This window comes from Nitrospirillum bahiense, from assembly GCF_007828025.1.
Classification (GTDB): Bacteria; Pseudomonadota; Alphaproteobacteria; order Azospirillales; family Azospirillaceae; genus Nitrospirillum; species Nitrospirillum amazonense.
In genome coordinates this window covers 113,818-127,198 of the sequence record NZ_VITO01000010.1, presented here as the reverse complement: position 1 = coordinate 127,198, position 13,381 = coordinate 113,818, and the positions used below count along the sequence as shown (strand labels likewise).

Here is a 13,381-nt window from a genome sequence, read left to right as displayed (position 1 = left end):
ATTAGCTGGTCCATCGATGCGCTGGGCGACGTGGATCGACACGTCGCCTATATCGCGGCTTTCAATCTTGTCGCCGCCGAACGGGTTTTGCGGGCGTTGCTGACCACGGCGAACAGCCTGCTCACCTTCCCAAATCGGGGCCGTCGGGGCAGCGTACCTGGGACGGGAGTTGCTGGTCTTTCCGCCCTACGTGATCATCTACGAAGTCATGGACGATGAGATCATCATCCTGCGCGTCTGGCACGGGGCGCAGGATCGGGGCTGATCCGGCACTACCAGTGCCGATCCACCCAGATCCATGCCTCGATGAAGCCGCCCAGGACGGCCAGCAGAGCCACGGTCAGGCCCAGGCTGCGGGCGAATTCGCCGAACTCGCCCTGCTTATGGGCGCTGCGCGCGGTCAGCAGCAGGTAGGCCGCCACCATGGCACCGATGATCACCCAGACGGAGACGCCGTGGATCCAGCCGCTGACGGTGTCGCTGAGGTCGTAGTACCAGTCGGGCATAGGGCCGGGTCCAAGAGAAAAGGGCGGGGCGCCCCGTCGGAACGCCCCGCCCCCTTTAGACGATAATGCTCAGTTGCGATAGGCCGGCGGCAGAGCCGCGTCGGGCGTCTGGTAGCGATGGGCCAGATCCTGCGCCCGGCTGGTCAGGGGCGCCTCGGTCCCGCGGACGAAGACATGCTCCGCCACCGACAGGATTTCCAGGGGGTCGCCGGACCACACCACCAAGTCGGCATCGCGGCCGGGTTCGATCGTGCCCGCCCGGTCATTGAAGCCGAAGACCTTGGCCGGGGTGGCGGTGATGGCCGCCAGCGCCGCCGGCCACGGCATGCCGTGGGCGACGGCGTTGCCGGCGTTGTAGCGCACCTGGCGGGCGTAGTGGCCGACGTAGGGCCCCTTGATCACCACGGTGGCGCCGGCCGCCTGCAGGATGGCGGCGTTTTCCAGCCGCGCGTTCAGGCTTTCGAAGTCACGCGGCAAGTTGGCCAGGGGATCGACCACCACCGGCACGCCCGAGGCCGCGATCTCCGGCGCCATCATCCAGCCTTCCTCCACCCCGTCCAGGATGAGCTTCAGCTTCAGCCGCTTGCCCAGCTCTAGGGTGCGGCGGATGTCCGCGACCCGATGCACGCCCACCAGCAGGGGCATCTTGCCCTGGATGACCGGAAGCAGGGCCTCAAGGTCCTCCTTGCTCTGGCGGTAGGGCCGGTGGGTGCCATGCTCATACCCGCCCTTGTTGGCGGCGTAGCTGGCCGCCTCCTCCAGGCTGGATTCCAGCAGCTGCAGCACGCCGCCATGACTGCCGCCCAGATGCTCCATGGCCTCGGTGCCCACGTCGACCACCAGCACGGCGCGACGCTTGGTGATGCTGTCGGTGCCGCCGGACATATCGACCACGGCCGCCTGGCCGGCGAACAGCTTCTCGCCCTTCTTCTCGCCCCGTCCGGACAGCTCCGGCGTGACCAGCGCCCGGGTGACGCCGCCGACGCGGGCCACCGGCACCAGCATGGAGGCGGGGTTGATGCCCAGCGACACGTCGAAGGAGGCCGACATCTCGGCCGTCGCCCCGGCGAAATCGTTGCTGGAGGCCTCGCCCTCCACCTCGCCGGCGCCCAGGCTGGTGTCGCTGGCCACCAGGCCCGGCGTCACGATGTGGCCCTTGGCGTCCAGCCGGCGGGCGTCGGCCGGAATGGATACCGAGGCGCCCACCGCCTGGATGCGGCCATCGCGGATGAGGATGGTGCCGGACGGAATCTCCCCCGCCGGACCCATGGTCTCGATACGCGCGTTGGTGATGGCCACCGTCTCGGCGCCGGCGGTGCCGGCCAGCAGGACCAGGGATGAGGCCGCAGCCATCAGGGTATGGCCCATTAAGGTGTGACGGCGGTTCATTGCGGCTGCTCCGTGCTGGTGGTCAAGACGGGGCGGCCGGGTCCGACACCCTGGGGCCCGGGATGGGCGGGGCCTGTCTGGCCCAGTTCGAAGTCGGACTTGGGCTGCGCCGCCGGATCGTGGCGATCGTAGACCAGGGCGCCGTCGATGAAGACCTGATCGGCCGTGGCGTAGACGCTGAAGGGATCGGCGCTCCACAGCACCACGTCGCCCATCTTGCCGGCCTCCAAGGTGCCGGTCTTGTCCAGCACGCCGATGGATTTGGCGGGGTTGGCCGTCACCCACTTGATGGCCTCGGCCTCGTCGATCTGGATACCCATGCGCCGGCCGGCGGCCAGGGCGATGGTGGCCTCCTGCACCAGGTGCTGGGTCAGGATGTCGTCGTCGGAGTGGATGACGGTGCAGACGCCGGCCTTCTGCAGCAGGGCGGCGTTCTCCTCGATGCCGTCGTACGCCTCCATCTTGAAGCCCCACCACTCGCCCCAGGTGGCGACACAGATGTCCTCCTTCTTCAGGATGTCGGCGATCTTGTAGGCCTCCGACCCATGGTGGAACATGGCGATGTGGAAGCCGAACTCGTGCGAGATGTCGATCATCTGCGCCATCTCGTCGGCGCGGTAGCAGTGGTTCTGCACCAGGATGCTGCCGTCCAGCACGCCGGCCAGCGTGTCCATCTGCAGGTCGCGCTTGGGCGCGTCGGGCGCCTTGTCGCCCTTGCCGGCCTTATAGTCGGCCAGCTTGCGGCGGTAGTCGTCCCACTTGCGGCGGTATTCCTGGGCGTCGATCCAGGCCTTGCGATAGCCGAAGACGTTGCCCATGCGGGTGGCCGGGGTGCGGCCCTTGCTGCCGTAGACGCGCTTGGGGTTCTCACCGCAGGCCATCTTCAGGCCATAGGGCGCGCCTGGGAACTTCTTGTCCTGCACCGTGCGGCCGGGCACGTTCTTCAGGATGACGGCGCGACCGCCGAACAGGTTGGCGGAGCCGGGCAGGATCTCCAGCGTGGTGATGCCGCCTTCCAGCGCGCGGATGAAGCCCGGATCCTGCGGCCAGACGGAATGTTCGGCCCATACCTGCGCGGTGTTGGGATCCGTCGCCTCATTGCCATCGGAATTGGCCCAGACGCTGGGGGTGGCGTAGACGCCCAAGTGGCTGTGGGCGTCGATGATGCCCGGGGTCACGTACTTGCCATGGGCGTCGATGACCTTGGCGCCGGCCGGCACCGCGATGTCCTTGCCCACCGCCGCGATCTTGCCATCCAACAACACCACGGTGCCGCCGTCGATGCGGGCGCCCGTGCCGGTGAAGATGGTGGCGCCCACCAGCGCCGTCGCCACCGACGGCAGGGGATGGTAGGTGCTGGGGAAGGGGTTCTTGTCATCGGCCGGATCGAGGCCGGCGTAGACCGGCTTGTCCTTGCCCTTATCGCTAGCGGGTGCCGAGGACGTGTCCTGGTGCGCGCTGGAAGCGCAGGCGCCGAGCAGCGCCAGTGCGGCCACCAGCGGAACCACGCGATGGTGTCGTTTCATGGAAGTATCGTCTTCCCGTTCTGCCGGGTGCCCAGAAAGGCGCCCGTCCCGGGATGGGAACGCCGCCTTCGCCCCTGTTGATTGTTGTAACGCCCCAAGGGGTTAAGGCAGGCCGTCTCAAAAAAGCGCGCTGCTTCAACCTTGTTGATGAGGCTAACAGAGGCCGGGGCGCCTGAAAACGGCGCGATACAGTTCCGTTACAAATCGGATAGAGTATCCGATGCGTTCCTGATGCGCCGGCGGCGGACGCAGCAGCATTACGCTTCCAAATACAGCGCCGCCAGTTCCCCGGCGGTGGTGAACTGGCGAAAGCCGGCGCGGAAGGGATCCGTGCCGGTCAGCTGTTCCAGCGCCACCAGCAGGGTGGCGAGGTCCAGGCTGTCGAAGGGCAGCCCGCCGTCCAGGAACCGTGTCTGCGGCCCGAAGGATCCGGTCCAGGCCTCGCCCTTGTCGGCCAGGATCTTCAGCACCTCATTATGGATCAGCGCGAGCATGGCGCCCTCGTTCAGTCCGATCGTGCTCATGCATGGAACTCCGTCAGCAGGGCGTTGACCCGCGTGGCCGCCTGGGCCTGGGGCATGTGGCCGACGCCGGGCAAGCGATGCAGGATGATATGGGATGGGATGGCGCCAGCTTCCGGCGGCGGCACGATATCGTCGGCCTCGCCCCAGATCAGCTGCAGCGGCGGCAGCGGCTGGGTCCAGTCGAACTGCCGCGGGGCGGCGTCGATGTCGGCCACCAGCCGGTCCAGCAGCCGGGTCAGCGGCCCGCGCGCCACGGGATCTGCCAGGCGGGACAGGAATGCGCGCGCCAGCACGTCGCGGTTGGGCGGCGCCCCCGCGAACAGCCGGTCGATCAAGGCGCGGGCCTGGTCCAGGGTTTCCAATGTGCACAGCGCGTGCAGGAAGGCGGCATCCACCCGGCTGCCCAGCCCGGCGCAGGCGATCAGGCTCATGCGGCGCAGCCGGTCCGGATGGCGTTCGGCCAGCAGCAGGCTGACCCTGCCGCCCATGGAATGGCCGATGATGTCAGCCTTGTCCACGCCGGCGGCGTCCATCAGCCGCACCACCCAGTCGGCGACACCGCCCAGGCCGGACGGCACATCAAGGGTGGAGGCGCCATGGCCCGGCAGATCCACGGCCAGCACCCGGCGACCGGGCGAACCCGGCCCCCCCTTCACCAGCGCCTGGATGTTGAATTGCCAGGACAGCGCGTCGCCGCCGAAACCGTGAATCAGCACCAGCGGCGCGGTGCCAGCTTCCGGCGGCCCGCGATCGACGGCGGCGCCGGGGCCGCCGGCGAAGCGCAGCATCCGGCGGCCGGCCAGCAACCGTTCCGGCTCAGTCCCTGAACTCACCGGTCAGGCCGCGACGTGGTCCGACACCAGGGCCAGCAGGTCGTCCACGGTCTTGGCCTTGGCCAGATCCTCGCCCGCCACCACGGTGTTGAACTTCTCGTCCACCAGGGCGATGAAGCTGATGACCGCCAGGCTGTCCCAGCTGTCGATCCCGTCCAGCGTCTCGCCGCCCTTCAGGGTGCCGGGGTCCAGCTCCAGCATCTCATCCAGCGCCGCCAGGAATTCGTTCCGGTTCATCTCTTCTTTTCCTCTCAAGCCAGGGGCTTCTGCACCACATCGCGGTTCAGCAGCACCCAATCGGGGTGCCGGCGCAGCACGTCCAGACAATCCGTCCAGGTGAAGTGCGGCTTGGCCGGCAACAGGGTTTCAAGCAAACGGCGGACCAGTTGGAAATCCTCCACCGTGTCCACGCACCAGCGCTGCGGCCCCATCTCCACCGGCGCCGGGCCTGCCGGCGGCAGGGAGCCCAGGCGGAAACGGTCCGGCCGGCGATAGATGAAGGGCGTCACATGCTCACGCTCGAACGGTTCCCTTGCCTCTTGCCACGCCGCTTGCAAGGCCGTCATTGATATGGCTTCGGCGTCCAGGCCGCGCGGGTAATGGCCTATGTCGACGGAGGCATGGTCCAGCGGCGGATCCGCCGCCAGGAAAAGGGTCAGCAGTTGGTCGATCAGGCCAGGGTCGATCAGGGGACAGTCACCCGTCACCCGCACCGCCACATCGGCGTGATGGGCAAGGGCGGCCCGGCAAAAACGATCCAGCACGTCATGCTCGCCGCCCCGGAAGCAGGCGACGCCCAGGACGCGGCACTGGTCGGCGATGGCGTCGTCGGCCGCGCGATCGCTGGTGGCCACCACCACCTCGTCCACCAGGGCGGCACGGCGCAGGCGCTCCACCTGGTAGGCCAGCAGCGACTTGCCCGCGACGGTCAGCAGCACCTTGCCCGGCAGCCGGGTGGACCCCATGCGCGCCTGGGTGATGCAGACGACCCGGGGCTTTTGAGTCAGGGCCGTCACGGCTGGACCATGCCCCAGTCCAGAGGCTGGCCGGCATCGATGTCACGGGTGGCGCGGGCGCCCAGCACCTGGTCCAGATGCTTGGGCGGCAGCCCCAGGCCGGGGCGGACGGAGCGGACGTTGGCCGGAGTGAACACCTCCCCCGCCTTCACGGGGGATGAAACGTAGAGCGAGCGGCGGAAGGACCGGCCGCCGGCCTCGGACGGCTTGACGGCATAGCCGACCTGGCCCAGCGCCGCGTGCGCCACGCGGCAAGCGTCGGCCATGGCCTTGAACTCCGCCGGCTCCAGGGAGAAGGAGGCGTCGACGCCGCCCTCGGCCCGCGACAGGGTCAGATGCTTTTCAATGACGACGGCGCCCAAGGCCACCGCCGCCACCGGCACGGCGATGCCATGGGTGTGGTCGGACAGGCCGGTGGGCACGCCGAAGGCCTGCGCCAGGTGGGGAATGGTGCGCAGGTCGCATTCCTCCGGCGGGGTGGGGTAGCCGCTGGTGCAATGGAGCAGCACGGGGTCGGGCGTGCCGGCCGGCGCGGCCTCGCGCGCGGCGGTCACCGCGTCGTCGATCTCACCCAAGGTGGCCATGCCGGTGGAGATGATCAGCGGCTTGCCCTTCGCGGCCGCGTAGCGGATCAGCGGCAGGTCCACAATCTCATACGACGCGATCTTGAACGCCGGCGCGCCCAGCCGGTCCAGAAGGTCCACCGCCGTGGGATCGAAGGGTGAGCTGAAAATGGTGATCCCGATCGTGGCGGCATGGGCGAACAGCTGAGGGTGCCAGGCCCAGGGGGTGTGGGCCTCCTCATACAGCTCATGCAGGCTGCGGCCGTCCCAGGGGCCGCCGTGGATCTGGAATTCCGGCCGGTCGGATTTCAGGGTGATGGTGTCGGCCGTGTAGGTCTGCAGCTTCACCGCGTCAGCCCCCGCCGCCTTGGCGGCATCGATCAGGCTGATGGCGCGCTCTATCTCCCCCTTATGGTTGCCGGACATCTCGGCGATGAGATACGGCGCCTGGCCGGTGCGGAAGGTGAGACGGGCGGGATCGGACATGGCGCGGACCCTTGGGCGGCGGCGAAACAGCGGCGGATTGCTCACAATACTGTCACCCTTGATAGCACTTCGCGGGGGGCCGCTGGAATGGCGCTGCGCAGGACGGACCGCCCGCCCGCCCGCCCACCGTCCCGCCCGCGTCATCGACACCAAACAAGTTGCTTGTTATGCAACTTGCGCTCATGCTGAGTTGTAGATGGTGGCGCAAGACATCCCATGGGGCGAGGTCATGACGGCGGAGTATGCGGGTTTTGACGGCGAAAGCGCCGGCGCGCGCAACCTGATCAGCGGGAAGCCGCGCCATTGGCCCTATCGATTGGCCGGGGAGCTGCTGCGCTCGCGGGCCGAGGGTCTGCGGCGGCGGTGGGCCAAAGGTGCTCGTGGGCGGACGCCCGAGGGGGCGACAATGGTGGATGAAGCCCTGTTGATGGAATTGGGGTCGGCGATCCTGGCCGTGACGACCGCGATCAACACCCAGCTGGTGGCCAGTTGGCAATCGCCTGATGATCCCTGGACGCCCAAGGCCATTCAGGCGGCCTGCGATGCCGTGGCCACCGCGGCGGTGATGGCCGTCGCCTGGGGCGAAAAGGTCCGCGCCCTGCCGCCGTCGCCACTGACGGATGCGGTTCGTCCGCTGCTGCTGGAGCAGGTGGACCATTTCCTGACCGAGTTCGAGGCGATACCCAAACGGTTCTCGGGCCTGGCCCTGGCGCTGACCTTCGGCGGGCCCCCGCGCCTGCGCATCACCTTCACATCGCCCCCGGGGTGGAAGCGGCGGTTCAAGGCCGCCATGCGGCGCGCGCGGTCCCTTATCGTGCAGGAGGCGCTGGCCGAGATGCGCGCGCGGCGGTCCGCCTGAGCGGCCCCCTTTCCAGACGTACAGGGTTCGCCCGTGCGGGCTTGCCTGTCGGCGTCGTTGATTGCACGCTCGTCTGGATGGGTTGGCCCGGATCGGGCTGGAACGACACATCGAGGTCGAGGCCGCAATGCCGTCAGCGCCCCCGGAAACCACCCAAAGCGACCATCCCTCCATAGACAGCCTGATCGAGGCGGCGGTGGCGGAGATGCGGCGCGACGATGACCGAACGCCGGCCCTGGCGGCCCTGCAGGGCATGGGCACGCCAGCGGGGCTGGCCCGCATCCTGGACCTCAGCAGTTCACCCGAACCGATCCGCCGCCGCCTGGCCGCCGTTGTCCTGGGGCAGATGCATGGCCCCGGCCAGCGCAGTGACGAACGCGCCTTTCCCGAACCGGCGTGCGACGCCCTGCTGCGTCTGCTGGACGATGAGGACGCCGGCGTCATGGTCGATGCCATCTTCGCCCTGGGCCATCTGGGCAACCGGCGCTGCGACCCGGTCCTGGCCGCCCGCCGTCACCATGATGACCCGCATGTCCGCTACGCCATCGCCTTCGCGCTGTGCGGCAGTACCACGCCGGTGGCGGTGGGGGCCCTGCTGGCCTTGATGGAGGACGTGTACGACCAGGTACGGGACTGGGCGACCACCGGAATCGGGCAGACCACCGAACTGGACGGCCCGGAGATTCGCGCCGCCCTGCTGCGCCGGGTGGATGATGAGGATGTGTTCACCCAGGTGGAGGCCATGCACGGCTTGGCGCGGCGGCGGGACGCGCGGGTGCTGCCGCCCCTGATCCGGGCGTTGAGCCACGAGCACCTGATGCCCCACCTGTTCGTCGATGCCGCCTTCGCCTACCTGGGCCTGGAGGAGGACGCGGACCTCACGGAGGCGGACCTGATGGCCCGCCTGCGGGCGTTGCTGGAAAGCGAGACGCCTTAGCCGGCGGTGCGCGCCACGTCCAGGCCGGCCAGGTCATGCATGCGCAGCAGGCCCAGCACCTTGTTATCCGCATCCACCACCGGCAAGACGTAGACCTGCGAGGGGCTTTCCATCTGGGCCAGCGCCGCCATGGCGGTGGTGCCGGTGCGGCAGGTGCGTGGCTTGGGCGTCATCAGGGCGCGGGTGTCGCGGTCCAGCAGATCCTTGCCCACGCGGGCCAAGCCGCGGCGGATGTCGCCATCGGTGATAAGGCCCAGCAGGTGGTCGTCGGCATCCACCACCAGGGCGGCACCGGCTGGGTGGCGGGTCATTTCCAGCAGGGTTTCCAGGATGGGCCGGTCGGGGCCCACCAGGGCCACATGATCCGGAGCCCGGGCCATCAGGTCATCGACATAGGCGCCCAGCACCACGCCCAGGGTGCCGCCGGGATGGTTGCGGCCGAAATCCTTGGCGGTGAAGCCCTTCTCCGTCGCCACCGCCACCACCAGGGCATCGGCGAAGGCCAGCATGGCGGTGGTGCTGGCCGTCGGCAGCTTGGTGTCCGTCGCCTCGGACTCGACATGGACCTTCAGCGTCCAGTCGGCCATGCGCGACAGGGTGGAGGGCACGCGCCCCACCATGGCCGCCACCTTGACGCCGCGCGGCTGCGCCGCCTTGGCCACGTCCACCAGTTCCTGGGTCTGGCCGCTGTTGGACAGCAGGATCAGCAGATCGCCCTCGCGCAGCAGGCCCAGCTCGCCGTGCAGGCTGTCGATGGCGCTGTAATAGAAGGCACGGGCGCCGATGCTGGCCAGCTTGCTGGCGAACTGGCGGGCCACCAGGCCCGACTTGCCGATGCCGGCCACCAGGGTGTTGCCGTGTTCGCCGCAGATATGCTCGACAACGTTCAGGAAGTCGCCGTCCAGCGCCTCCACCTGGTGCAGGACGGCGTTGGCCTCGATGCGCAACAGATCGGAAGCGGCGGCAAGAACGGCGGCGCGGTCGATGGTCATGGGGACGGTATCCATTCCCTTGAGAAGGCTGGCGGCGAAGCGCCGGCGAAATTGGGCACGGGTGTAACGCAAAGTACCAGGACCCACCACGCGCCAGATCACAGCGGCAGCCGTGTGTTATGGGTATGGTGGGCATCTGTCGCGTCAGGCGAGGAACGCTTACGCCACATCGAACCCCAGGGGTGGTAGCCGGTCCCGCACCCGCCCCGCCATGCGGGCGTACGCCTTTTCCAGCCGGCGGCAGAACGCGTCCGTGTCGAAGGGCCCGCCGGGGAGCGTCCGGGCGGCGGCCAGACGGGCGCGTACATCCGCCAAATGCGCCGAATTCCGAGCCAAATCCAGGGCTGCGACCTCGTACGCTTCCAGGCTGTACGTCACCAGGTCCGGTAGTCCCAGGGCCGTCAGCAGGCTGGCGGCCACCCGGGAAATGAAGGGGCCACCCGCCCGGGTCAACACCGGCAGGCCGGCATAAAGCGCGTCGGCCGCCGTGGTGTGGGCGTTCACCGGATGGGTATCCAGGAACAGGTCGGCACAGGCGTGGCGGGCCAAGTGGTCGGCCATGCGTGCCTTGGGCAGGGCCGGCGCCACCACGAGCCGGCCGGGATCGACACCCTCGGTTGCCAGCATTGCCTGCAATGCGGGCAGCGCTGGACCCGGGTCCAGCAGCCACAACACCGATCCCTGAACCTTGGTCAGCAGCCGGGCCCAGCAAGCCACGATCTCCGGCGTCAGCTTGTAGGCGGCGTTGAAGCAGGCGAAGACGACGCCATCGGCCGGCAGGCCCCAGTCCGCGCGTGTGGTCGGCGGGTCGATGGACCGCGCCCCATCGTTGGCCTGGTAGCAACCGGGCAGGCGCACCACCGCCTCATCCCAGAAGCCCGCCCGTTCCGGTGGCAGCACCATGGCGTCGGCCAGCACATAATCGATGCCGGCCCCCCGGCCCAGGGTACCGGGATAGCCCAGGTACTGAACCTGAACCGGGGCGGGGCGCAGCTGGGCGATGCTGGGCCGCCCGCCCTCGGTATAGCCCTTAAGATCGACCAGGATGTCCACGCCGGCGGCACGGATGGCCTGCGCCGCCGCCCGGTCATCCAGGCCGCGCAAATCAATGAAGCGATCAGCCCCGGCCCGCAGCCGCGCCCGCAAGGGGCTGCCGTCGTCGGGCCCATAGGAAAAGGCGGTGACCGCCACCGCCGCGCGGTCGTGCCGTTCCAATACGCCAGCCATCAGGTAGGCGGTGGGGTGCTGGTGCCAATCGGCGGAGAGGTAGCCGACGCGCAACGGTTCCCCAGCAGGCCCCAGGCTGGCCGGCGGCAGGGGCGCACCGGCCGAGCGTGCCACGGCCGCCGCGTGCAGGCGGGCCGCCCGCTGGTGCCAGGCCTCATCCACGTCCAGGCACAGCACGGCGAAGGGCGGGGCGCTGTCGTCGCCCGCCTGCAGCGCGGCCAGCAGATCCGGCGTCCGCGCCGCGACGTCGTCCCAGCGGCAGAGGCGGGCGTCGATATGCACCAGATGGGCCAGGGCGCCCGCCCGCCGGCTGGTGCCCCGGTCCAGCGCCACCTGCAGGCAAGGGCGCGCCTCCATATCGCGGTGCCGACGCTGCAGTAGGATACCCAGGTTCAGCCAGGCATCGGCCGTGTCCGGCCACTGGGCCGTCAGCGCCCGGTATTCCGTCTCCGCCGCGTCCAGCTGGCCCTGGTCTTCCAGGACGGAGGCCAGGTTGAAGCGGGCGATCGGCTGCGTACGATCGGCCTCGACCGCGGCGCGCAAGACACCTTCGGCCTCCGCCAGGCGGCCCATGCGGTGCAGGGCCACGCCCAGGTTGGCACGGGCGGCGCCGCGCGCCGGATCCAGCGCCGCCGCCCGCTGCAGCGGCGCCAGCGCTTCGCCCGGACGGTTCAGGTTCAGCAGCAAGGTGCCCAGGGCGAAGGCGGCGCCGGCATGGGAGTCGTCGCGGGCCAGGGCGGCACGGAACGCGGCCTCCGCCGCCGGCATGCGGCCGAGCGCAGCCCGCAAGCGGCCCAGGTTGGTCAGGATTTCCGCGTCCGGCCGCAGGGCGGCGGCGCGTGCCACCAGTCCCTCACCCGCCGCGGGATCCCCTTGCTGGCCGCGCAGCACGCCCAGCAGGTGCAGGGCATCCGGCTGATGCGGGTCGGCCGCCAGCACCTGGGCGTAAAGGTCGGCCGCCTCATCCAAGGCACCCGCCTGGTGGCGGGCCACGGCCTGATGCAACAGCGTCATGGTGGCGGAGCGGCCAGCCAGGCGCCCAGCCGGGCGGTCAGGCGGGACAGCGGCGCCCGCCAATCGCCCATTTCCTCCTGCCGCAGCTGTACCAGGCTGGGATACCAGGGGCTGTCCACCCGCCCCTTCTGCCAGCGCCAGCAACCGTCATAGCGGTTCAGCAGCCAGACGGGGCGGCCCAGCGCGCCGGCCAGGTGGGCGACCGAGGTGTCGACGGTGATCACCAGGTCCAGGTTGGCCACCAGGGCGGCGGTGTCGGCATAATCCGCCAGTTCCGCCGTCCAGTCGATCAACGGCAGGGCGGCTGGGACGGCAGGGCCGCCCTTCTGCAGGCTGACGAAGGCGACGCGGTCATGGAACCGCGCCAAGGGGGCCAGCAGCGCCGGATCCAGGCTGCGCCTGGCATCGACCGGATTGCCCGGCGCCCCCGCCCAGCACAGGCCCACGGCCCGCCGGCCGGCCGCGACGCCGTTCACGCGCGCGCGAAGCGTCGCCGCCTGGGCCGGATCCGGCGCGAGGTAGGGCCCGGCCGTCGCCAGCTCCGCGGCGCTGGTCAGACCCAGGCGGCCTGGCAGGCTGAGCAACGGGCAAAAAACGTCATAGGCGGGCAGCGTGGGATCCGCCGTCGATACGACCTGGGCCACACCGGGCGCCGTGGCCAGCAGGCGCGCCAGTTCCGGCTGGCAGGCCAGCACGACGCGGGCGCCCCGGGACGCCAGGGGCGCGATGAAGCGGGCGAATTGCAGGCTGTCGCCCCGGCCCTGTTCGCTGTGCACCAGGATGGTGCGCCCGGCGGGGTCGGCGCCATCCCATTCCAGCCCGTGCGGCCGGGCCAGGACATGGCCGGCGCGGCCCCGCCGCGCCTCGAACTGGGGCCAGCCGGCGGCGTAGTCGCCGGCCATCAGCAGGGCCAGCGCCAAATCCCACCGCGCCTCCCCGCCCCGTTCCCCCAGGGGTTGGCCGGGCGCGGGGGCGGTTACCTCCACCGCACGGCGCAGCAGGCCCAGGGCGCGGGGCAACTGGCCCCGGTCGGTCAGCGCCACGCCCAGGTTGATCAGGGTGACGGCATGGTCGGGCGCCAGGGCCAAGGCCCGTTCCAGGCAGGCGATGGCGGCGGCCAGCCGGCCGGTGGCGTGCAACACCCCGCCGAGGTTGGCCATGGCATCGACATGACCAGGATCAATGGCAAGCGCCTGGCGATAGGCTTCTTCTGCCAGATCGAATCGGCCCTGCGCCTTCAGCGCCGTGCCGAGGTTGCTGCGGTAGGTGGGGTTGTCCGGGACGATGGCCGCCGCCAGCATCATGCTTTCGGTGGCGCCGTCCAGGTCACCCAGCTGGATGCGGGCCAGGCCCAGCAGATGCAGAGCCCCGTGGTTGCGCGGCTCGGCGTCAATGATGCGGCCATAGAGTGTCACCGCCGCGTCCAGCCGGCCGGCGACGTGATGCTCATAGGCAGCGGAGAGGGCTTCGGTCACACTGGCCATGGCGGCAGAATGGGGGTTCCCAGGC

Annotated in this window: 13 protein-coding genes and 1 pseudogene; 3 read left to right on the top strand and 11 right to left on the bottom strand. The window is 69.8% G+C overall.

Annotation, left to right across the window (positions count from 1 at the left end; translation table 11 throughout):
• The first annotated feature begins 30 nt into the window (after positions 1–30).
• Positions 31–265 (top strand): annotated as a pseudogene (locus tag FBZ88_RS31580) (type II toxin-antitoxin system RelE/ParE family toxin).
• Positions 266–272: 7 nt separating this feature from the next.
• Here the strand turns inward: FBZ88_RS31580 and FBZ88_RS16175 are convergent.
• From FBZ88_RS16175 to pseI, 8 genes are all read right to left on the bottom strand, one after another.
• The gene (locus FBZ88_RS16175) at positions 273–506 is read right to left on the bottom strand and encodes a hypothetical protein (protein ID WP_088873943.1); all 234 of its coding nucleotides are present in this window, start codon (positions 504–506) and stop codon (positions 273–275) included.
• A 69-nt stretch (positions 507–575) separates the two neighbouring features.
• Positions 576–1,895, bottom strand: coding sequence for an amidohydrolase family protein (locus FBZ88_RS16170; protein ID WP_211102687.1), 1,320 nt, complete (start codon positions 1,893–1,895; stop codon positions 576–578).
• The gene (locus FBZ88_RS16165) at positions 1,892–3,421 is read right to left on the bottom strand and encodes an amidohydrolase (protein ID WP_186464435.1); all 1,530 of its coding nucleotides are present in this window, start codon (positions 3,419–3,421) and stop codon (positions 1,892–1,894) included. Before FBZ88_RS16165 ends, FBZ88_RS16170 begins: the two co-directional genes overlap by 4 nt.
• A 257-nt stretch (positions 3,422–3,678) precedes the next feature.
• Entirely contained in the window at positions 3,679–3,945 is a 267-nt protein-coding gene (locus FBZ88_RS16160; RefSeq protein WP_145618248.1) for an acyl carrier protein, read from the bottom strand.
• Positions 3,942–4,778, bottom strand: a complete 837-nt coding sequence (locus tag FBZ88_RS16155; protein WP_145618247.1) for an alpha/beta fold hydrolase — start codon at positions 4,776–4,778, stop codon at positions 3,942–3,944. The genes FBZ88_RS16160 and FBZ88_RS16155 overlap by 4 nt, the downstream gene beginning before the upstream one ends.
• A gap of 3 nt (positions 4,779–4,781) precedes the next feature.
• Entirely contained in the window at positions 4,782–5,015 is a 234-nt protein-coding gene (locus FBZ88_RS16150) for a phosphopantetheine-binding protein (RefSeq protein WP_145618246.1), read from the bottom strand.
• A 14-nt stretch (positions 5,016–5,029) separates the two neighbouring features.
• On the bottom strand, positions 5,030–5,794 hold the full coding sequence (locus tag FBZ88_RS16145) for a cytidylyltransferase domain-containing protein (protein ID WP_211102686.1): 765 nt from the start codon (positions 5,792–5,794) through the stop codon (positions 5,030–5,032).
• Entirely contained in the window at positions 5,791–6,843 is a 1,053-nt protein-coding gene (gene pseI / locus FBZ88_RS16140; protein ID WP_145618245.1) for a pseudaminic acid synthase, read from the bottom strand. Before pseI ends, FBZ88_RS16145 begins: the two co-directional genes overlap by 4 nt.
• Before the next feature lie 196 nt (positions 6,844–7,039).
• Here pseI and FBZ88_RS16135 point away from each other — a divergent pair, with 196 nt between their 5' ends.
• Positions 7,040–7,702, top strand: coding sequence for a hypothetical protein (locus tag FBZ88_RS16135; protein WP_145618244.1), 663 nt, complete (start codon positions 7,040–7,042; stop codon positions 7,700–7,702).
• Positions 7,703–7,829: 127 nt separating this feature from the next.
• A complete protein-coding gene (locus FBZ88_RS16130; protein WP_145618243.1) occupies positions 7,830–8,639 on the top strand; it encodes a HEAT repeat domain-containing protein in 810 nt (269 codons plus the stop codon).
• Here the strand turns inward: FBZ88_RS16130 and FBZ88_RS16125 are convergent.
• The 3 genes from FBZ88_RS16125 to FBZ88_RS16115 all read right to left on the bottom strand — a co-directional run bounded on the left by FBZ88_RS16125 (position 8,636) and on the right by FBZ88_RS16115 (position 13,356).
• The gene (locus FBZ88_RS16125) at positions 8,636–9,631 is read right to left on the bottom strand and encodes a KpsF/GutQ family sugar-phosphate isomerase (protein ID WP_145618242.1); all 996 of its coding nucleotides are present in this window, start codon (positions 9,629–9,631) and stop codon (positions 8,636–8,638) included. The two genes, FBZ88_RS16130 and FBZ88_RS16125, sit on opposite strands and share 4 nt — an antisense overlap.
• Before the next feature lie 159 nt (positions 9,632–9,790).
• Positions 9,791–11,935 (bottom strand): O-linked N-acetylglucosamine transferase, SPINDLY family protein, encoded by a 2,145-nt coding sequence (locus tag FBZ88_RS16120; RefSeq protein ID WP_145618241.1) that lies wholly within the window; start codon positions 11,933–11,935, stop codon positions 9,791–9,793.
• On the bottom strand, positions 11,869–13,356 hold the full coding sequence (locus FBZ88_RS16115; protein ID WP_145618240.1) for a tetratricopeptide repeat protein: 1,488 nt from the start codon (positions 13,354–13,356) through the stop codon (positions 11,869–11,871). Before FBZ88_RS16115 ends, FBZ88_RS16120 begins: the two co-directional genes overlap by 67 nt.
• Positions 13,357–13,381: the final 25 nt, after the last annotated feature.